We start from the raw sequence: 20,432 nt of genomic DNA on the forward strand, positions 1-20,432 counted from the left end.
ATGAAGCAGCTCACCCACCTTTTCGGTCTGGGTGCGAATGCGGTGGCGGCGACAATGCTCGCCGCCATCTTCGTCACTTTCCTGATCCAGATTGCGGCGCGCTACGTGCTGACGGAATTCGGCATCCAGCTTGAGCTTGGCTGGACGATCGAGCTCAACCTGACGCTCTGGCTCTGGCTGGTCCTGTTCTCCTGCGCCTTCGTTCTGAAAGAACGCGACCACGTAAAATTCGACTTGATCTACAGCCATGCCGGACCGGCCCGCAAACGCGTCTTCGCGGTGGTTTCTGCGCTCTGTATCGTTGTGGCACTTGTGGCAGCGATGCCTGACACTTGGGATTACGTGAGTTTCTACAAGATCAAGAAATCCCCCACCCTGCGGATAAGGCTGAACTATATCTTCGTGATTTACCTGGTTTTCGCAGGCGTCCTGATCCTGCGATACGGCTGGCGCGTCATTGACGTGATCCGTGGCCGCGACCTGTCGCAGGATGAACGCGATATTCTGGCCGACTGAGCGACGGAGACCCTACATGAGCTTTGCCTTCGTCGTCTGCCTGGCCGTCCTTTTCGGTGTCGCCGCCCTCGGCACGCCCATCGGTTACGCAATGCTGGTTGCCTCGATCGCCTATCTTGCGATCTCGGGTTCAGACCTGTCGCTGGCAGCCGAACAGCTGATCCAGAACATCTATTCGGGCTATATCCTGCTGGCCGTTCCTCTGTTCATCGTGGCTGCCAACATCATGAACGCGGGCTCCATCTCGGACCGTCTGCTGGCCTTTTGTATCGCGCTGGTAGGTCGTTTCCGCGGGGGCATGGGCTATGTGAACATCGTTGTCTCGCTGATCTTCGCGGGCATGTCTGGCTCGGCCGTGGCGGATGCCGCCGGGCCCGGCAAGATGATGATCTCGATGATGACCAAGGGCGGGCACTACACGAAGGGCTTCGCAGCGGGGATCACAGCGGCATCCGCCACCATCGGCCCGATCGTTCCGCCATCGATCCCGATGGTGATGTATGCGCTCGTTTCCGACCAGTCGATCGGCTACCTGTTCCTGGGCGGCGTCGTGCCTGGGTTCGTGATGGCGATCATGCTGGCAATCATGAACTTCGCCCTGACCGGGCGGGCAGAGAAAAAGCGAGAACCCGCCGTCCCGCTTCGGGAAATCCCCCGCCTGACGCTGCGTGCCATTCCGGTGCTGTTCATGCCGGTGATCCTGCTCGGTGGCATCTACGGCGGCGCAACGACCCCTACCGAGGCCGCAGCCATTGCCGCGCTTTATGCGCTGCTCTTGGCAATGGTTTTCTATCGTCAGCTATCGCTGAAGGGCCTTGCCGAGGTTTTCTCGGAAAGCGCCCGACAGGCTGCGACCGTCGGGATCGTCATCGGATCGGCCCTGATCTTCAACTACATCGTCGCGGCCGAGCGCATTCCGGATGCTTTGGCCAGCTTCCTTGAGGGGCGTGAAATTGGCCCCGTCGAGTTCATGATCGGCGTCAACATCCTGCTGCTATTGCTTGGCATGTTGCTTGATGGCGGAACGATCATCCTGGTGGTCTTGCCACTCTTCATTCCTGCGGCGCGTGCCGTGGGGATCGACATGATCCACTTCGGGGTCGTCGCGGTCGTGAACACGATGATCGGCCTCGTCACCCCGCCCTACGGGATCCTGATATTCGTGATCAACGCGGTCACGGGCATCTCGATCAAGGAAATCGTCGCGGGCATTCTGCCGTTCCTCGGCGCCCTCATCATCGCCCTGGTCGTGCTGGCAGCATTCCCAGACCTCGTTCTCTACCTCCCCAGATTGTTCGGATACGAAGGATGACCATATCCACTCCCAAATCCCCGCAGCGCACCTTTCGGCTGGGCCTCATCGGCGGCAACATCACCGAAACGCGCTCCCCCGTGCTACACGCCACCTGCGGCCTGTCGCTTGGCGCTAATGTCACCTACGACCTGATCATTCCGGCCGAGCGCGGGCACAGTTTTGCCGATCTGCTGGTGCAATGCGAAACGGCAGGTTTCGACGGGGTCAATGTGACATACCCCTTCAAGGAAGAGGCCGCAGCACTGATCCCGGCCGGCAACCCGGTCGTGGCTGCCATGGGCTCTGCCAACACAATCCGCTTCACCCCCGAGGGACCGCGGGCTTTCAACACCGACCATTCGGGCTTTATCGCGGCCTATCGCAAGCTCTACGGCGAGGCGGCGCCCGGCCGGGTGCTGGTGCTGGGCACGGGCGGAGTGGGACGTGCCGTCGCTTTCGGGCTGGCTGATCTCGGGGCCAGCGAGATCGTCCTTTACGATATGGACGCAGCCAAGGTCGCCAGCCTCAAGGCAGCGCTCGAAAGCCATTCGGGGATCACCGTTTCAACCTGCAGCGCGCATGAACTGTCCGACCTGTCGGGCTTCGACGGGGTGGTGAATTGCACGCCTCTGGGCATGGTCGGTCGACCCGGCTCGCCCCTACCCGCCGATGTCTCCGGACCGGTTCACTGGGGTTTTGACGCGGTCTACACTCCCGAATTCACCCAGTTCCGCGCCCAGATCGAGCAACTCGGAGGCACGTTCCTGAGCGGATATGAGCTCTATTTCCATCAGGGCGTGGATGCGTTCGAGATCTTTACGGGCCTTGAGGTCAGCGAAACCGATTGGGTACGCGGGATCATCACCCACAAACCCGCCGCCTGAGGCTACTCGGCCGCCCGGCTCTTCTGGGCGGCCAGCGCGTGCTCCACCCCCCCCGCGATATGGCGTGCAAGGATCTCCTTTGCGGCCTCGATGTCGCGCGCAAGTGCGGCCTCTTTCAACGCCAAGTGCTCACGGCTCGAAATCGGGCCGCGATAGGTCAGGAAAAGCATCTGGTACCGCAGGTACTTGTCGAAAACCATCGCGTGGATCGCCATCAGCTCGCCCGACCCGCAAGCGGAAATGAGCGCCTGATGAAACTCCCAGTCATACCGCTTCCACGCGTCGCGCAGCACGGGATCGGCCCCCGGGTCCTGACCTTCGACACGGCTTAGCCGGTGGTGCGCCGCGACGACCCGCGCCTCCCATGCCATATCGCCAGCCCGAAGAGATTTCTCCAGCGCATCCATTTCGATCAGGCGGCGCAGGTTTGCCAGTTCCACGAGGTTCTCGGCAGATATCGGCGCCACCCGGAAGCCGCGTTGATCCTCGGCGATGACGAAGCCGTCCCCCGCCAACCGATTGAGCACTTCGCGCAGCGTCGGAATCGAGACGCCATAGTTTGCTCTCAGATCGTCCAGCCAAAGCCTCTGCGCAGGCGCGAGCCGGCCGAAGATGATATCGGCGCGCATCCGGTCATAGGTCGATTGCGAAAGGGTCTGTGACACGGGCGTTCTCCCTGCCTCAGACTATAGGAACCCGGGCAACGCGGTTCAATTGACGAAACGAAGATCGTCGATTTGTTTGCCAATCGTTGCTGATCCGTGCGGGCCTCTCTAAGGTCGATGCAAGGATTGGGGAAACCGATGGCCATCACACGCAAGGCAACGCTTTCATCACGCATTGGCGCCGATCTGCGGGCCGAGATCCTGCGCGGATCACTCGCCCCTGGGGAAAAGATCAACCTTGACCAACTGCGCGCACGCTATGACGTCTCGATCAGCCCCTTGCGAGAAGCGGTGGCAAGATTGGTTGCGGATGGGCTAGTCGAGTTCGAGGATCAGCGTGGCTACACAGTCTCTCCGATCTCGGCGGCGGATCTGGCCGATGTGACGGCCCTGCGCGAGACCCTGGAAGCGCAGGCCCTTGAATCGTCGATCGCAACCGGTGATCTGAACTGGGAAAGCGATGTGGTCGAAGCGCTTTACCGTCTGAACCATACGCCGCGCCAGAACGGTGCCGAGGATTGGGAAGAGGCGCATACCGCATTTCACCTTGCGCTGATTTCGGGCTGCCGCCGACCGCGTCTCTTGCAAGTTTGTACCACGCTGCGACTTCAGCACGACCGCTATCGCCGGGTCTTGCTTGGGGATGCGGAGCTTGCCGCCTCGGGTCGCCGGGTGGAAGAAGAGCACAGCGCCATCGCCGATGCAGCCGTGGCGCGGGAATCCGCGCGCGCAGTGGCTCTTCTGCGCGCGCATATCGAGGCGACCGGCAAGGCGCTTCGCGCCCAGCTGGCCGCCCGGATGTCTCAGGGCTGAGCGGGGAACAGCTTGCGCTTGCCCCAACTCCAAAGCGGCGTGTTCGACACGAAAATCAGGATCACCGCGATCATCAGCACCGCCGACAAGGGCGAGGTGAAGATGCCGTGGAACAGGCGCGGCAGGCTTTCCTGATCGGAAATGATCGCCCGACGCCAGTTGTCATCGATCAGGCGCGACAGGATCACACCCAGGATGACCGGCCCGATCTGGTAGCCATACATCTTCATGAAGTAGCCCAGAACACCGAAGCCCAGCATGAAGTAGACGTCGATGATCGAGTTGTTCACGGCAAAGGCGCCGACGATGGACAACAGAAGGATCAGCGGGAACAGAACCGCGCGCGGAAGCTCGACGATCTTCACGAAGAGCCGAATGCCGGTGAGCCCGAAGATCAGCATGAAAATCGTGGCCAGCACCAGTGCCCCGAGAATGAACCAGAACATCTCGGGGCGCTCGATCATCAGCATGGGACCCGGATTGAGGCCGTGGATAAACATGGCGCCGATGATGATGGCGGTCACCGCGTCGCCGGGAATGCCGAGTGTCAGCATTGGCACGAAGGCCCCGCCCACGGCCGCATTGTTTGCGGCCTCAGGTGCGATCAGACCCTCCTTGGCCCCCTGGCCGAAAGGCACCTCGGGGTTCTTGGTGACGCGTTTGGCATAGTCATAGGACATCAGCGCAGCGATATCGCCGCCGGTGCCGGGCAACGCCCCGATGATCACTCCGATCAGCGAGGACTGCATCGAGATCGGAAGGTACTTCACGACCGACGACCACTGCGGAACGATCCGGCGAATGACCTGCTTGACCGCCTCGCTATCGACATGCTGGAGCTGCTGAAGCGCTTCCGAGACACCAAAGAGGCCGATCATCACGGCGATGAACGATATCCCGCCCCAAAGCTCGATCTGGCCGAAGGTAAAACGTTCCTGCGCCGTAAGAGGATCGAGGCCAACGCAACCGATGGTCAGACCCAGGGCGCCAGCGAAGATCCCCTTCACGAGGCTCTCGCCCGAAAGCGAACCGACCAGCAAGATGCCGAGAACGGCCAGCAACAGGTAGTCGCGCGGCTGGAACGTCAGGGCGAATTCCGACACGGCCGGCGCGGCAAAACCGAGAACGGCGATGCCGACAAAGCCTCCGACCGCCGACATCGTCGTCGAGAGACCGATGGCCTCGCCCGCCAAGCCCTTTTGCGCCAGCGGATAGCCATCCATGGCTGTGGCGATGGCCGACGGCGCGCCGGGAATATTCAGCAGGATTGCCGTGCGAGAGCCGCCATAGACGCCCCCCATGTAGATCCCGATCATCAACGACAGCGCGTCGTACATCTCCCACGAGAAGGTGAAGGAAATCAGGATCGAGACGGCCATGGTAACAGACAGGCCGGGAATGGCGCCGACATAGATGCCAGCGAAGGTGCCGATCGCGACCAGGGAAAGCAGCTGCAGGTCGATCCAGCTCATGAAGAAATGCGCGAAGTCCATCACTGACCTCCCCCGCTAAGAATGGAGCGCATACCGGCGATGATCTCGCGCTCCGGCACGATGCCCTCTGGCATCAGAACCGAAAAGATCAGGCGGAACACGACATAGACGAGTGCCAGCGACAGGGCCGAAATCAGTGCGGCCTTGGCGAGGCTTGAGCGCATCATCACCTTCGTCGAGATCAGCAGGAAGACGAAGGAAGTGGGCAGGAACCCAACCGGTTTCAGCGCGAGGGCGTAGAAGATCATCATCACCGCCATGAAGATGACGAAACCGGGCAGGATCGCGCGCCAGCCATGCTCGTCGCTCTCAGGCAAACGGACGGTCTGGAGGGCGACAATTACGGCGGTGATGACCATCGAGCCGGTGGCGAACATCGGGAACGAACCCGGCGCCGAAAGGCCCTCGAAGCCCGAAATCTTGGTGGCCTCGTAGAAGAGAAAGAGGCTGAGAGCCACGAGAAGCAGCGAGAAAAGGCGCTCCCCGGGTAGCCTGCGGCTAGGATCGTGCATGGTGTCCCCCGGATCGAAAAAGGCCGCCCCGTGAAAGGCAGGGCGGCCACGATATTAACGCCGATTACGGACGCGGGATGCCGAATTCCTCGGGCGAGGCCTTGGCGATACCGGCATCAAAGACCAGCCACGAGGTGACCGACTGCCACTTGTTGAGGAAGCTGCGCGCCTCGTCACCCGACAGGTTCAGCACGGTGAAGCCACGGCCTTCGATGAGCGAGACGAACTCTGCGTTCTTAACACCCTCGCCATAGGCGGCGCTAAGCTTCTGCACCACGTCGTCCGGCGTGCCGTTCTTGACGAAGATGCCGAAGAACGGACCCCAGGGGAGGTACTTTTCATAGCCGGGATAATCGACGGTGATCGGGGCGACATCCGGCAGAGCCGGGTTTGCGGCCACGTCGACCAGCGCGATAACCTTCATGCGGCCAGCTTTGACACCTTCGATTGCGGCCCCCAGAACGGCGGGCATGACATCGATCGCACCGCCCTGCAGCGCGGTCAGCGCCGGGCCGTCACCGTCATAGGGGACGAAGGTCACCGGAAGCTCGACCTCCGAGGTGAGCATCGCGGTAACAACCGACGGCAGGCCGCCCGGACCGGTCGAGCCGAACTTCACTTCCTTCGGATGGGCCTGAACGTATTCGACCATTTCCTTGAAGTTGTTGAACGGTGCGTCATTGTTAGCCACGATCAGTGGCACGCCGCGCGCGATGATGTTGATCGGGGTAAAGTCCGAATAGTCGGTGTCGCCGAGGCCCATGACCTTGTAGAGTTGCGGGTTTTCCGCACCCATTAGCAGCGTGTAGCCGTCTGCGTCCTGGGCGCCAACATACTTGGTCGCAATCGCGCCGACACCGCCCGTCATGTTCTGCATCACGACCTTGCCGCCCAGAACTTCCTCGGCATGCGGGGTCACTGCACGCATCACGGTGTCGGTCGAGCCACCGGCACCCCACTGGATGATGCCCTGAATATCCTTTTCCGGATATTCGGCCAGCGCCGGCGCAGTGGCGACCATCAGCGCGGCAACCGCGCCAAGAAGCTTGGATTTCATTGTATCCTCCCAAAAAAAGGCGGGCATCCCGTCCGGTAAGCGTGAGTGTCTCCTCCAACACCGGGGATGCCTACAGCTATGGAGTAAAGCAGTCAGGGCAACTTCACGTCAAATGACTTGTAGGTCGATTTGCAAAACCTAATGTTAATTTCCTGAAATGCGCTTATGCGTGAGGGTATTGTCCGAAGGGTTCAAACTCGTCTCTGAACGGTCGGCATCTCTGCCCCCTACGCCGCGCAGAGACCGCACCACTCAGCGAGAACGACGGAGCGATTGGCCTTGAAGAGTGGTCTGCTTAAGCGGCTGCGATCCTACTTGAAATGGTTAGTGACGACGTCGTGAACCTCAGCCAATTTCTGCGACATTCTCATCCGTCTGAAGCGGAGCATCGCCTGCAACCGCCCTTGGAGCGGCAGGTTAAAATTCTCGACACCGCAACTCATCCACCGACCTTTCTGCTGACGCTCACGGATGCCGAGTTCATCAAGAGCCGCACCATAAGAACGAAGATGGACAGTCACACGCGTATCAACTGCACCGTGTCGCTTCAGAGATTTCTTCAAGAATTTCAATGCCGCTTTATTGTCTCGATTCCTCATCATAAAGCTCTCGAGCACTATCCCTTCATGATCGACGGAGCGCCACAGGTAATGGCGCTCGCTATTGATCTTCACGGAAACCTCGCCGAGATGCCAGCGCCGCTGAGGACCGGACCGCAGTCGCTCGGCCCGTCGCGCACGGATCTCGGACGCGAACATCGGGCCAAAGCGGTTCCACCAGAAACGGACGGACTCATGGCTGATGTCGATACCGCGCTCGTGCAGCAGGCCTTCGACGTTGCGGAGCGATAGAGGGAACCGGACCTACATCATGACCGCCAGGCGAATGATTTCCGGGCTGGTCCGGAAGTACTTGAAGGGGGCGTCTATCGTTATCCCCAGAAGCTACGAGACCACCCTGACCCGCTCAACGGAATTTACTCTGACAAGGCCAGCGACTGAGATGACAAGCGCATCGGCCAGATGCCTACCGACAATCTGCAGACCTATGGGCAGGCCTTTGGAAGATTGTCCTGCGGGGACTGATGCTGCCGGTTGCCCTGTCAGGTTCATTGGAAACAACGCAGGTGTCCAAGCATCGTCAGCGATTGCAATTCCATCAATCGATCCGGGGCTGTCCAGGTCGACCGGAAACGGCAGGCAAGCCACGCTCGGGGTCAGCAGCAGATCGAATTCTTGCATCAAGTCCGTCATCGCAAGGACTGCCTGCATGCGCCCAAAGCGTGCGAGGTGATATTGTTCGGGCGTCGGGATCTGTCGGAGCATGCGCGAAACGGCCCTCGAAAGGTGCATACCGTCTGCTGCCGAGCGACGCAAACCCAGGTAATCGGTATCTGCCGCCACGACGGACCGGAATATCTCGAGAGGGATCACCGGAGCCGCTGGTTCGTGAAACTCCGCCGATATCCTGGCACACAACGATCTTGCTGCTGCGCGGGTGACCTCACGGACTTCCGGGTCAACCGGCACCCCGGCCCAATCGGCACAGAATGCCACACGCAACCCGCTTGGTGCAGTCGCTTCGGCAGCAGCGCACCAGTCCAGATCGGCACAAGGGATCGAATAGCGGTCCCGCGCGTCAGGCCCGGCGATTACCGACAGCAGCAAGGCGGCGTCATAGGTGTCGCGGGCAAGCGGGCCGATATGCTCGATGCTTTCCCAGCTCGATGCACCCGGCAGTTCGGGGTCGCGACAACCCGGCCACAGCGGCACGCGCCCCATGGACGCCTTTATACCGACGAGTCCCGTGAACGAGGCCGGCAGTCGGATCGAGCCACCGCCGTCCGAGCCAAGGGCCAATGGGCAGATGCCAGTCGCCACCGCGACCGCAGAGCCGGCGCTCGACCCGCCGGGTGTCAGCCTGGGATCAAGTGGATGTCGGGTCGTGGGAAACAACGGGTTGTGACCAAAGCCGCCATACCCGAATTCCGAGCAATTGGTCTTGCCGATAAGGACAGCCCCCGCCGCGCGCAGCCGCTCCACGGCTATGTCGTCCACTGACGGACGGTAATCACGATATAGCGGCGAGCCGAAGGTAGTCGGCATATCTTTCGTGGAGATGAGATCCTTCACCGCGACCGGCACGCCTGCAAGCGGCCCTGCCGGGATGCCGGAGGCAATTTTCTCAGCAACCTTTCGGGCCTGCTGAATGACATCATTGGCGACATAGACGAAAGCATTCAGCTGAGGATCAACTTCGTCGAGGCGGGAAAGGGCGGCTTTCGCGATCTCGATGGGGCAAAGCGAACCGGCATTCACGCCCGCAGCGATTTCTCGGGCAGAGAGAGCGGCATATTCTTGGGGGTTCAAGCGACTATCCTTGCGAAATGAGGCAAGAGAAGTGGCCGCCATTGCACGGGCGGCCACCATCATGGATCAGCTTATTCGCGGCTAAGTGTGCGGTAATCGAGCGTCAGGTGGAACCAGTAGGTGTAGCCGTCAACATCGGGCTGCATCGCCACATCACGATAATCCTGCACCATCGGAATACGCGGCACATCGTCCATCGCGATCTGGATGAAGCCTTTTACCGCCTCGTCATAGGCCGCCTTGTCGGTCTCGAACCGGGCCTTCGCGATCAGCTCGTCCATCGCCGGATTGACGTAGTTCATCGCGTTGAAGACCGAATTGTTCACCCCGTCGTAGGTCCAGTAGAAGTAATAGTCGGGGTAGTTCAGCCACGCCTTGAAGGACATGATTAGGAACGGCATGTCCTTGTTGCCAAGACGGGTGTACCAGTCCGCCCCGGGAACCTTCTCTAGCGTCACGTTGATGCCGATTTTCTTCAGGCTGTCCTGGATCAGGAGCGCAATCGGCTCGCGGGTCGTCGCGGTGGTCACGTCGTAGCTGAGCGTGATGTCGAAGCCATCGGGATAGCCGGCTTGGGCCAGAAGGGCCTTGGCCTTCTCGAGATCGGTCGAATAGGGCGAGGGCTGCGGCCAGGCGGTGGTCGTCACTTTCTCGGGACCGCCGAACATGCCGACGCCGCGCCCGTAAAGGGCCGAGTCAAGGATCGGTTGATAAGGGATGGCATAGGCCACTGCCTTACGGACCAGCGGATTGTCGAACGGCTTCATCGTGACATTCATGTCGAGATAGAGCAGTTCTGCATCGACCGGCGTGCCGATCACCTTCAGCTTGCCATCCGCAGCCAGTTCCTTGAAGTCCTTGGGCGGGAGGTTGAAGGACAGGTCCGCATCGCCCTTTTCAAGCAGTGCGCGACGGGTGCCAGCCGAGGCGATCTGCTTCACAATCACCTTCTTCATTTCCGGCAGTTCGCCGGATTTCCACTCTTCGAACCGCGAGAAGACGATCTCGTTTCCGGGCTTCCAGCCATCGATCTTGTAGGCACCACCGCCAGCATCGTTCTTGCTGACCCAGTCGAGGGCCCAGGGGTCCTCGGCCGTGGCATGCGACTTGGCCAGTTTCGAGTTCAGGATCTGTGCGACCGGTACGGCAAGGTTCGCGAGTACAAGCTTGTTGGGCTTGGGGAAATCGACGCGGATGGTATGCGTATCGATCACGACGAACTGGTCCGCCGATTTCATCTCGCTTGCGCCCATCTGGATCGCGGGGAAACCGCCCACCGCGACGGCCCGGTCCAGAGACCATTTCACGTCTTCTGCGGTGACGGGGCTTCCGTCGTGGAAGGTTGCATCCTGTCTAAGATGGAACATGACCGAGCTGTTGTCGGGCGCCAGGTCCCAGCTTTTCGCCAATTCCGGCTGAAAGTCGGTGTAATCATAAGCGTAGCTCCCATCGGGCAGTTCGGTGCGGCCGTGGGTCACAAGGCGGTCATAGACGTTCCACGACACTTCGTGGGTCGGGACGTTCGCCGTGGCGCCGTGGATATCGAGCGTGGCGGGTCCTTCCTCGGACACCACAACAAGGGTTTCGGCGCGAGACTGCGCGGCGACAGGATTTGGGGCGACGGCCATGGGCATTCCGAGGGCCAGGGCGAAAGCCCCGACATGCCACATCCGCGCAAGACGATAGGGTATCTGTGTCAACTCTGGCTCCCTTAGGTTGGAGATGGAGCGCTGCACTCAAGAAGCAGCGCCATACTTATGCACTGTAATCATGTGACATGCATGGCAAGCGATTCGTCTTCCAGCAAGCCTACCGAACTGGAACGCGCCGCAGTCGTGACGATTATTTCGCCATTTTTTAGCATTTACGCACAAAAACTCAGCGCAATTCGGTATCTCCGATCGGAATATCGGGAGACAGTGCAGCGCGCTCGCTTCCGAGCATTGACGGATTCAAGAGAATGAATTTTCCAGATCGTGACCCGCAGGAATATTAGGTGACTAAAGAGCAATGCCTGAGAAAGCTTGGACGCCATGAGGACACTTAAGCGCCTCCTATCCGCGATTCCGTCAATCATCGGCATCGTGATCCTCACCTTCGTCCTGACGCGGCTGTTGCCCGGCGACCCTGCCGCATATTTCGCAGGCCCCGCGGCAACGCCCGAGTCGATCGAGGAGGTTCGAACCCAACTGGGACTCGACAAGAGCCTCCCCGCACAGTTTGTCGATTATATCTCGGCCCTGGCAAAGCTGGACCTTGGACGTTCGCTATCGAGCGGCCAGTCTGTTGTGGACGACTTGGCGGCGAGACTGCCCGCGACCCTAGAGCTGACGCTCGGCGCCCTGATCGTCGCGACGATGCTGGGAATCTCCCTCGGCTTCGGCGCAGCCTTGCGACCGGGTGGCTGGCCGGATCGGCTATGTGACGCGGTCACCGTTCTGGGACAAGCCATGCCGACGTTCTTCCTCGGCCTGCTGCTCGTCTTTGTTTTCTATTACCTGCTCGGATGGGCGCCGGCACCGATGGGAAGGCTTGAGATCTTCTACTCAAGCCCGACCGAGGTGACCGGTTTTTGGACGCTGGACACACTGATCGAGGGGAATGTCGATGCCTTTCGCGGCGTCCTCAGACAGCTTGTCCTGCCGGTCGTCACCTTGGCGCTGTTCGGCCTTGGACCGATCGCCCGCATGACGCGCACTGCCTTGCTCGAGGTGCTCCGCGGAGACTCGGTGCGGACGGCGAGGGCCTTTGGCCTCTCGTCGCGCAAGGTCCTCTGGACCTACGCTTTCCTGCCCGCGGCCGTGCCAATCCTGAACACGGTCGGCATGGTGTTATCGTTTCTGCTGGGGGCCAATGTTCTGGTCGAGAAAGTGTTTGGCTGGCCAGGCGTCGGCGCCTACGCGATCGAGTCCCTGCTGGTTTCCGACTTCGCGCCGGTGCAGGGCTTCGTGCTTCTGATGGCAGTGATGTATGTAGCGGTCAATCTCGGCATAGACCTTCTCGCTGCAGCAATAGATCCGAGGACCCGCGTTGATGGCTGAGAACATGGTTTCCACAACGACTTCAAGGCCCTTGCGCCGCGTGCCGCTGGCCGGGCGTGTGCCCCTGGCGCTGCTAGGGCTTCTTCTAATGGCTGGCATTCTGGGCCCGATGCTTGCGCCCTATGATCCGACAACCACGGACTCTGCACAGGCGCTCCTGCCGCCCTCTTCGGAGCATTGGTTCGGGACGGACCAGCTTGGTCGGGATGTCTTTTCTCGCACGCTTGTCGCGACGCGGACCGACTTGCTAGTCGGGGCCGTCGCCGTCAGCATATCCCTTGTAATCGGGACGGCCATCGGTGCCGTGGCAGGTTGGCGCGGCGGGCGCACCGACGTTGTGATCGGGCGCTTCATCGACTCGATCATGGCCTTTCCACTTTTCGTCCTGGCGGTCGGGATCGCGGCGGGCCTCGGGAATTCCTTGACCTCCGTGATCGTCGCGACGGCCATCGTCAATCTGCCCTTCTATGCACGCGCGGTTCGCTTTGAGGTCTCCCGCCGTCGCAATGCAGGCTGGGTCGAGGCGGCATTGCTCGCCCGCATCCCCCCTTCAAAAATCGTCGCGCTGCATATCCTGCCCAATCTGGTGGGCCTGTTGGCGACGCAATCCTCGCTAAACATGGGCTGGGCCATCCTGAACGCTGCCGGATTGTCGTTTATCGGCCTCGGCATCCGCCCACCGCAGCCGGAATGGGGGATCATGGTCGCCGATGGCGCGTCCTACATCTTCTCTGGCGAGTGGTGGGTGTTCACCTTCCCCGGACTGACGCTCATGGGCGCAGTCCTGATCTTTACCCGCGCGGGCGACGCCCTGCGCCAACTGTTAGACCCGCGCAGCAAATGACACCCGACTGGACGACCAACCTCGTTGAGGCCCGCGACCTCACTATCAGCTTCGGCGCGACCGCCGTAGTTGATACCGTTTCGCTCGATCTGCCCAAGGGCCGCATCACTGCCCTCGTGGGAGAGAGCGGTTCCGGCAAGTCTCTGATCGCGCATTCTATCGCCGGGATCCTCACCCCCGCAGCGACGCTACAAGCAGCGCGCTTCGGATTTTCCGGCGTCGATCTGTCGGACGCGTCCGGATCTGGTTGGCGCGATTTGCGCGGGCGCCAGATTGCGATCATCTTCCAAAATCCGCGCGCAGCCCTCAGCCCGGTGCGGCGGATTGGCCAGCAAATCGGCGATGTCATCGCGCGACACCGCGGCCTCAAAGGGGCGGAACTGTCGCGCGCCGTGGTCGAGGCGCTGGCCTCGGTCGGCATCGTCGATCCCGAGGCGCGTCAGCACGCCTATACGGGCGAACTATCCGGCGGGATGTGCCAGCGGGTGATGATCGCGCTGGCGCTGGCCTGCAATCCACGACTGCTGATCGCAGACGAACCGACGACAGGCCTCGACAACACGACCCAGGCGGCGATCCTCGACCTTGTCGTCGAGCAGATCAGAGCCCGGCATATGGCCTGCCTGTTGATTACGCATGACCTTGCTCTGGCCCGGGAATACGCCGACGAGATCCGCGTCATGCATGCCGGACAGATCGTCGAAGAGGCCGAAAGTTCGCGCCTCTTCTCTGCCCCGCGCCACCCCTACACCCGCGCCTTGCTCGGGGCGTCTGCCTCGCAGGCGGGCAGCATCGAGGCACTGGAGCCGATCCCAGGAAGCCTTCCCGATTTGAGGGGTGACCTGCCCGCCTGCCGTTTCGCCGACCGCTGTGCGCGTGCAGAGCCCCGTTGCCGGATCGCCAAGCCCCTCACCACGGGCCCCTCGGGCGCCCGCGTTGCCTGCTGGAACCCTGTATCATGAAACTCGTCGAACTCTCCGGTGTCACCCGCAGCTTCGCCAGCGGCCGCCGCGCCCGCGTTCTGGCGGTGGACAACGTCAGTTTCTCCATCAACCGAGGAGAAAGTGTCGGCCTGGTCGGCGAAAGCGGGTCGGGCAAATCGACGCTCTCAAGGCTGATATGCGGCCTCACCCCAGCCGAAGACGGTGAGATCCGACTGAACGGAAAACCTATCACGGCACCGTCCCGCGCGGTTCAGATGGTATTCCAAAGCGCAGACGAAGCGCTGAATCCCGCATTCACCATCGCGCGCAACATCGCTGTGGGCCTTGGCTTGAGCAATGCAGGTGCGCTTCCCGAGGTTCGCTCGGTGGCCGCCAAGGTGGGGCTGCCGCCCGAACTACTGCCGCGCCTTCCGCATCAGCTTTCGGGAGGGCAGCAGGCACGGGCTGGCATCGCCAGGGCACTGATCGCCCAACCCGAGTTGTTGTTGCTCGACGAACCGACGGCCGCGCTGGATGTTTCGGTGCAGGCCCTTGTCCTGAGGCTGATCGACCGACTTCGGACTGAGACCGGTTGCGCGACGCTACTCGTCTCCCACGATCTGGATGTCGTGCGACTGATGTGCACTCGCGTTCTGGTCATGTATCGCGGGCGGATCGTCGAGGCAGGCCCGGTGAACCAGATCATCGAGGCTCCGCGGCACCCTTACACGCGCCTGCTCGTCTCCGCGACGCCGGGCCGCAACCAAGGTGACCGCATGACCCTTCCCTCCACGGCTCCTCACGCGGACACAGAGGCCTGTCACTTCCGCGATCGCTGCCCTATGGCGACGGACATCTGTGCGCAATCGCGGCCCAAGCTTGACGATATGGCGCCCGGCCACGCAGTGGCCTGCCACCATTCGAGCAGTGCTGCGCCCCAGATCAGTGGATCTGGGGCGTGTTGACCCAGATCACCCGGGCAACCTGATCCCCGGTGTTGCGGTAGCTGTTCGGCAGGTGTGCCTTGAAGAAAAACGAGTCCCCTGCCTGCATATGGTAGACCTCGCCATCGATGGTCAGCTCGATTTGGCCCTCGATCACGTATCCCGTGGCCTCGCCCTGATGGGTGATGTTGTCGACCTTCTCCCCCCCAGGCTGCACGACATGCACATTTGCCTCTAGAAGATTACCAGCGGCGAGCGGCACCATCCGTTCGTAGCTGACACCCTTTCCGCCGCGCAAGGCATCCCCCTCGACGACCGTGCGCTCCTTGGCGGTCAGGACCATGCGATGCATATCGATGTCGAGACCAAAAAATGAGGCGAGGTCGCGGTCCAGCGCCGTGACGATCCGATTCAGCATGACGAGCGACGGTGTCACCTTGCCGGCTTCGATTTTCGAAATCATGCTCTCGTTATATCCGACCCGCTCCGCCAGGTCCTTCATCCGAAGGCCCTTGAGAATTCGCGCGTGGCGAACCCTCGCCGCGATCTGCATCGCGTCGGTCATTTTCTGGTCGTCACCCTTCTCTGCCATCTTCCATCCTGCGCACTGCTTTTGAGGGCACCCCCACCGAGTTGACAGCTATGCCGACTGCCTGCCTGAAAATCAAGCGCCGTGCCCGAAAAGAACCGATATGTTGGAACTGGGAGTACAACCTGATGATACCGATGTGAGGCCAATCTCACGCACGCCTGAACAGATTTCTTTCTGGCATTGTCAAACAGGCACTTACCTCCAAAGGTTGAGGAACCAACGGGTTGGCCTTGACGCAGGTTGCTATCAAGCGTCAGCACCATAACGCGTCTCAAGAACACCTTCGAGAAGCGCCGCGAACTTGGCAGCCGCCACGGGAAGCGTTCGGCCACGCAGCTGGCACAGGTAAAGCCGGCCATCGGGAATATCTCGCGCGTCGACAGGTCGGGAGGTCACTCCCTCCGCATGGTCTGAATCTGGTAGGCCAATCGGGATCTGAAAGCTGATCAACTGCTCTTGCGAGGGATAACGCCGGAGAAAATCGAAATTATCGGATTCCAGCACCATTCGAAGGCGGACCGAGGACTGGACCAAGGCAACATCGATCAGATGTCGCACCCCGTATGAGGCCGTTGGCAGCCCAATCGGGTATGCCCCACAGTCGCGTAAGCGAACCACCTTTTCCGCAGCCAAAGGATGATCAGTCGACATGACGGCGTGGATCCTCTGGCGCACAGATGACAATATCTGCACCTCTGACAAGCGGATCGGTTCGAAGATCAGCGCAATATCTGCGGCATGTTCGACCAGTGCCGCTTCGGCCGCCGCACGGTCACGGAGCCGGACGGCAAAGGTCACGCCGGGATGTTCGCGGCGATAACGTCCGATCTGTTCGGGCATGAAGAAGGGGATCAGGGCCTGCGAACAGGCGATTGAAACGTGACCCCGACGTTCTCCACTCAGGTCGGCAAGTTGACTTTTCAGCCTCTCCAGATCCGCAGCCTGATTGCTCAAGTACCCAAGCAACAGCTCGCCCGCTGTGGATAGCCTTACCCCTCGCGGCAAGCGCTCGAATATGGGGACACCCAACTCTTCTTCAAGCGCAAGCACCCTGCGGTTCAGCGCCGTGGAGGTAATCGCGAGTTCCTCGGCCGCCTTACGGATCGAGCCGGCCTTCATGATCACGCGAATGAACTGATGAGCAGTGAGCTGGTGCATAAGTGGTGCATTTTTTGCATCGGTTAGCTGCAAACATAGCACAAGACGGAAGCGCTTCAATTCAACATTCTTGAAGCTAGGAACGACATGCAGAGCGAGTCGCCAGCAAGAAGCCACCCGCGATAACAGCCCCTATCCCTGCAAGGAGAAGCAGTGTGACTGACTTTTTGTCCAAGAGCCCCCGATCCACCCTGTCCCGCCGCGACCTGTTGCGTGGCTCCGCCGCACTCGGTGGTGTCGCCGCCCTCTCTGGGTTTCCCGGCGTCGCGCGCGCGCAATCAGCGCTGACCGTGGGCTTCATCTACGTCGGGCCGCGCGACGACTTTGGCTACAACCAGTCGCACGCCATCGGCGCCGCCGCAGTGAAAGCCATGGAAGGCGTTACGGTAGTCGAGGAAGAGAATGTCCCCGAAACGATCGACGTGCAAAAGTCGATGGAGTCGATGATCAACTTCGATGGCGCAACGCTGATCTTCCCGACCTCCTTTGGCTACTTCGACCCTCATATCCTGACGCTCGCGCCCAAATACCCCGACGTGCGGTTCGAACATTGCGGCGGGCTCTGGTCGGCCGACAAACACCCGACCAATGTCGGCAGCTACTTCGGCTATATCGGCATGGGCCAGTATCTGAACGGGATCGCCGCCGGCCATGCGACCAAGACCAAGAAGATCGGCTTCGTCGCGGCCAAGCCGATCCCCCAGGTTCTGCTGAACATCAACTCGTTCCTTCTTGGCGCCCGCGCCGTCGATCCCTCGATCACCTGTCAGGTGATTTTTACCGGGGAATGGTCGCTTGCCGTGAAAGAGGCCGAGGCGACGAATGCGCTGGTCGATGCCGGGGCCGATGTCATCACCTGCCACGTTGACGGCCCGAAAGTCGTTGTGGAAACGGCCGCTGGACGGGGCGCTTTCGTCTGCGGTTACCACGCCGATCAGAGCGCACTCTCACCGGACAAATACCTGACTGGCGCGGAATGGAACTGGGCGAAGGTTTACACCGACATGGTCAGTGCCACGATGAAGGGCGAAGCGATCCCGAACTTTGTCCGTGGGGGCCTGGCCGACGGGTTCATCAAGATGTCACCCTTGGGTCCTGCTGTGCCAGAGGCCGGGCGGGCACAATTCGAGGCGGTGAAGGCCGAGATCGAGAAAGGCGGCTTCAGCGTTATTAAGGGGCCGCTCAAGGACAATGCAGGAAATGTCGTCGCGACCGATGGGCAAGCATTCCTTGAAACCGATCCGGCGCTCGAGGGGATGGCTTACCTCGTCGAGGGTGTGATCGGTTCGACCTCGTAAGGGGGCTGGGATGGCAGCCGTGGAACAGATTTTCCGAGCAACCGAAGCAGCGGGATTTGGATCGCTGATCCGGCGTTCTGAAGCGGTTGCGGTCCCCGTCCTCGCCCTGATCGTCGGCGCCGCGGTTTTCGGCCTGTTTTTGCTGACGCAGGGGAAATCGCCGGTCGATTTCATCGCCTATGTCTGGCAGGGCGGTTTTGGATCGGCTTTTTCCTGGCAGAACACCCTGTCGCGTGCGGCTCCGCTACTCATGGCGGCCATGTGCGTGGCCCTGCCCGCCCGTCTTGGGCTTGTGGTGATCGGCGGCGAAGGCGCTATCGTTCTGGGCGGGGTCGCCACGGGGGCCCTTGGCGCGCATCTGGCCTGGGCTCCCGCGCCCCTAGGGATCACCCTGATGGTCATCGCCGCGATGGCCGTCGGAGGGATCTGGATCGGAATGGCTGGTGCGTTGCGCCACTATCGCGGCGTCAACGAGACGATCTCAAGCCTGCTGTTATCCTATACTGCCATCGCCCTTATGAACCACCTGGTCGAAGGGCCGCTGCGTGACCCGGCCAGCCTGAACAAGCCCTCGACCGCGCCTCTGGCCGAGACGATGCGCGTTGGCCCGCTGCCGGGCATGGATGTCCACTGGGGACTGGCTCTCGGCGTCCTCGCCTGCATCCTGTGCTGGATTCTCATCGAGCGGACGGCCTGGGGGTTTGCCGCCCGCATCGCCGGTGGCAATGTCCGGGCCGCCCAAGTGCAGGGGCTTGCTGTCGGCAAGCTCGTGATCGGCTTCACCGCGCTTGGGGGCGCCATTGCCGGATTGGCGGGCTTCTTCGAAGTCTCGACCGTGCACGGATCTGCCAATGCCTCTCTGGCGGCGGGCTATGGCTACACCGGCATCCTGATCGCCTTCCTCGCCCGGCAGAACACCCTGGCCATCATTCCTGTCGCCATCCTGCTGGCCGGGATCGAGGCGTCCTCGGGGCTTGTGCAGCGACGCATGGGACTGCCCGACGCGACGATGCAGGTGCTTCAAGGCATCGTCTTCATCTCGATCCTGATGTCCGACGCGGCCTACGGGCGCCTTGCAATCTTCAAGCCGAAAGGAAACTGAGGGATGGAAAGCGATCTTGGCCTCTGGGCGATCCCTCTTGCCGTGATCGGCGGCGCGATCCGGGTTTCCACGCCGATCCTCTTCGTGTCTCTGGGCGAGACGCTGACCGAACGATCGGGGCGGATCAATCTTGGGCTGGAAGGGACGCTGGTCTTTGGTGCGATGGCAGCCTATGCGACCGCCGTGCTCTCAGGCAGCCCCTGGCTGGGCGTTCTGGTCGGAGCGCTCTGCGGTGCTGTCTTCGGACTGATCCACGGAGTGATTTGCTCGATCCCGAAGGTCAATGACATCGCCATCGGCATCGCCATGATGTTGCTTGGCACCGGTCTTGCCTTCTACTTTGGCAAGCCCTTCATCCAGCCGGTCGCCCCGGACCTGCCTGCGATCCCCTTGGGCTGGTGGTCCGACCTGCCGCAGGTACAGGCGGCGTTGAACGTGAATGTGCTTTTCGTGATCGGCCTGATCGCCGCGCTGGCCCTGGCGTGGGCATTGCGCGCGACCAGACCGGGACTGATACTCCGGGTTGTCGGAGACTCGACCGATGCCGCCCGCGCCATGGGGCTGCGGCCCGCGATGATCCGAACCATGGCCACTGCGATCGGCGGCGCTTTTGCCGGGATCGGCGGCTCGTACCTGTCGCTTTATTATCCCGGCAGCTGGAACGAAGGGATTTCTTCAGGCCAGGGCCTGATGGCCGTGGCGCTGGTGATCTTCGCCCGCTGGTCACCGATCAACTGCTTCTGGGCGGCGCTACTGTTCGGCGGGGCCGGCGCACTCGGCCCGGCCCTGCAATCGGTTGGCGTCACGCAAGGCTACTACCTCTTCTACGCCGCGCCCTACATCCTCACGCTTGGGGTCCTCATTGCCACCTCATCGACTTCGAGGGCGCTCACCGGCGCTCCGGGCGAGCTTTCCATCACGAAATGA

General features: G+C 61.3%; 19 protein-coding genes and 1 pseudogene. 11 read left to right on the forward strand and 9 right to left on the reverse strand.

Annotated features, from left to right (window positions below; genetic code table 11):
• From LZA78_RS06300 to LZA78_RS06310, 3 genes are read left to right on the forward strand one after another with little or no spacing between them, the layout of a single operon-like run.
• Positions 1-516, forward strand: coding sequence for a TRAP transporter small permease (locus LZA78_RS06300; RefSeq protein ID WP_233676081.1), 516 nt, complete (start codon positions 1-3; stop codon positions 514-516).
• Positions 517-532: 16 nt separating this feature from the next.
• Complete coding sequence (locus LZA78_RS06305) at positions 533-1,828, forward strand: TRAP transporter large permease (protein ID WP_233676082.1); 1,296 nt, start codon at positions 533-535, stop codon at positions 1,826-1,828.
• Positions 1,825-2,694, forward strand: a complete 870-nt coding sequence (locus tag LZA78_RS06310; RefSeq protein ID WP_233676083.1) for a shikimate dehydrogenase family protein — start codon at positions 1,825-1,827, stop codon at positions 2,692-2,694. Before LZA78_RS06305 ends, LZA78_RS06310 begins: the two co-directional genes overlap by 4 nt.
• A gap of 2 nt (positions 2,695-2,696) precedes the next feature.
• Here the strand turns inward: LZA78_RS06310 and LZA78_RS06315 are convergent, their stop codons facing one another.
• Positions 2,697-3,359, reverse strand: a complete 663-nt coding sequence (locus LZA78_RS06315) for a GntR family transcriptional regulator (protein WP_233676084.1) — start codon at positions 3,357-3,359, stop codon at positions 2,697-2,699.
• A 138-nt stretch (positions 3,360-3,497) separates the two neighbouring features.
• Between LZA78_RS06315 and LZA78_RS06320 the strand changes: the two genes are divergently transcribed.
• Positions 3,498-4,172 (forward strand): GntR family transcriptional regulator, encoded by a 675-nt coding sequence (locus LZA78_RS06320; protein ID WP_233676085.1) that lies wholly within the window; start codon positions 3,498-3,500, stop codon positions 4,170-4,172.
• On the opposite strand, the gene LZA78_RS06325 is transcribed toward LZA78_RS06320, so the two are convergent.
• From LZA78_RS06325 to LZA78_RS06350, 6 genes and pseudogenes are all read right to left on the reverse strand, one after another.
• A complete protein-coding gene (locus LZA78_RS06325) occupies positions 4,163-5,665 on the reverse strand; it encodes a tripartite tricarboxylate transporter permease (RefSeq protein WP_233676086.1) in 1,503 nt (500 codons plus the stop codon). The genes LZA78_RS06320 and LZA78_RS06325 overlap by 10 nt on opposite strands.
• The gene (locus LZA78_RS06330; protein ID WP_233676087.1) at positions 5,665-6,177 is read right to left on the reverse strand and encodes a tripartite tricarboxylate transporter TctB family protein; all 513 of its coding nucleotides are present in this window, start codon (positions 6,175-6,177) and stop codon (positions 5,665-5,667) included. Before LZA78_RS06330 ends, LZA78_RS06325 begins: the two co-directional genes overlap by 1 nt.
• 64 nt (positions 6,178-6,241) lie before the next feature.
• Entirely contained in the window at positions 6,242-7,234 is a 993-nt protein-coding gene (locus tag LZA78_RS06335) for a Bug family tripartite tricarboxylate transporter substrate binding protein (protein ID WP_233676088.1), read from the reverse strand.
• Between the two features lie 227 nt (positions 7,235-7,461).
• A pseudogene (locus tag LZA78_RS06340) lies at positions 7,462-8,169 on the reverse strand (IS6 family transposase).
• 9 nt (positions 8,170-8,178) lie between these two features.
• On the reverse strand, positions 8,179-9,666 hold the full coding sequence (locus tag LZA78_RS06345; protein WP_233676089.1) for an amidase: 1,488 nt from the start codon (positions 9,664-9,666) through the stop codon (positions 8,179-8,181).
• 8 nt (positions 9,667-9,674) lie between these two features.
• The gene (locus LZA78_RS06350; protein WP_233676090.1) at positions 9,675-11,303 is read right to left on the reverse strand and encodes an ABC transporter substrate-binding protein; all 1,629 of its coding nucleotides are present in this window, start codon (positions 11,301-11,303) and stop codon (positions 9,675-9,677) included.
• Positions 11,304-11,636: 333 nt separating this feature from the next.
• On the opposite strand from LZA78_RS06350, the gene LZA78_RS06355 reads away from it, so the two are divergent.
• The 4 genes from LZA78_RS06355 to LZA78_RS06370 are packed head-to-tail and all read left to right on the forward strand — an operon-like array spanning position 11,637 to position 15,376.
• Positions 11,637-12,644 (forward strand): ABC transporter permease, encoded by a 1,008-nt coding sequence (locus tag LZA78_RS06355; protein ID WP_233676091.1) that lies wholly within the window; start codon positions 11,637-11,639, stop codon positions 12,642-12,644.
• Between the two features lie 4 nt (positions 12,645-12,648).
• Positions 12,649-13,488 carry an ABC transporter permease gene (locus tag LZA78_RS06360; RefSeq protein ID WP_368861017.1) on the forward strand — a complete coding sequence of 280 codons (840 nt, stop codon included), beginning with the start codon at positions 12,649-12,651 and terminating at the stop codon, positions 13,486-13,488.
• Positions 13,485-14,450, forward strand: a complete 966-nt coding sequence (locus LZA78_RS06365) for an ABC transporter ATP-binding protein (RefSeq protein WP_233676093.1) — start codon at positions 13,485-13,487, stop codon at positions 14,448-14,450. The genes LZA78_RS06360 and LZA78_RS06365 overlap by 4 nt, the downstream gene beginning before the upstream one ends.
• Positions 14,447-15,376 (forward strand): ABC transporter ATP-binding protein, encoded by a 930-nt coding sequence (locus tag LZA78_RS06370; RefSeq protein WP_233676094.1) that lies wholly within the window; start codon positions 14,447-14,449, stop codon positions 15,374-15,376. The genes LZA78_RS06365 and LZA78_RS06370 overlap by 4 nt, the downstream gene beginning before the upstream one ends.
• On the opposite strand, the gene LZA78_RS06375 is transcribed toward LZA78_RS06370, so the two are convergent.
• Both LZA78_RS06375 and LZA78_RS06380 read right to left on the reverse strand, forming a co-directional pair.
• The gene (locus LZA78_RS06375; protein WP_233676095.1) at positions 15,354-15,947 is read right to left on the reverse strand and encodes a cupin domain-containing protein; all 594 of its coding nucleotides are present in this window, start codon (positions 15,945-15,947) and stop codon (positions 15,354-15,356) included. The two genes, LZA78_RS06370 and LZA78_RS06375, sit on opposite strands and share 23 nt — an antisense overlap.
• Before the next feature lie 246 nt (positions 15,948-16,193).
• Positions 16,194-17,105 carry a LysR family transcriptional regulator gene (locus LZA78_RS06380; RefSeq protein WP_233676096.1) on the reverse strand — a complete coding sequence of 304 codons (912 nt, stop codon included), beginning with the start codon at positions 17,103-17,105 and terminating at the stop codon, positions 16,194-16,196.
• A 155-nt stretch (positions 17,106-17,260) separates the two neighbouring features.
• Here LZA78_RS06380 and LZA78_RS06385 point away from each other — a divergent pair, with 155 nt between their 5' ends.
• From LZA78_RS06385 to LZA78_RS06395, 3 genes are read left to right on the forward strand one after another with little or no spacing between them, the layout of a single operon-like run.
• Positions 17,261-18,403, forward strand: coding sequence for a BMP family ABC transporter substrate-binding protein (locus LZA78_RS06385; protein WP_233676097.1), 1,143 nt, complete (start codon positions 17,261-17,263; stop codon positions 18,401-18,403).
• Positions 18,404-18,413: 10 nt separating this feature from the next.
• Entirely contained in the window at positions 18,414-19,505 is a 1,092-nt protein-coding gene (locus tag LZA78_RS06390; RefSeq protein ID WP_233676098.1) for an ABC transporter permease, read from the forward strand.
• Between the two features lie 3 nt (positions 19,506-19,508).
• The gene (locus tag LZA78_RS06395) at positions 19,509-20,432 is read left to right on the forward strand and encodes an ABC transporter permease (protein ID WP_233676099.1); all 924 of its coding nucleotides are present in this window, start codon (positions 19,509-19,511) and stop codon (positions 20,430-20,432) included.

The sequence above is a fragment of the Rhodobacter flavimaris genome, assembly GCF_021378075.1.
In the GTDB taxonomy this organism is placed as follows: Bacteria; Pseudomonadota; Alphaproteobacteria; order Rhodobacterales; family Rhodobacteraceae; genus Rhodobacter; species Rhodobacter flavimaris.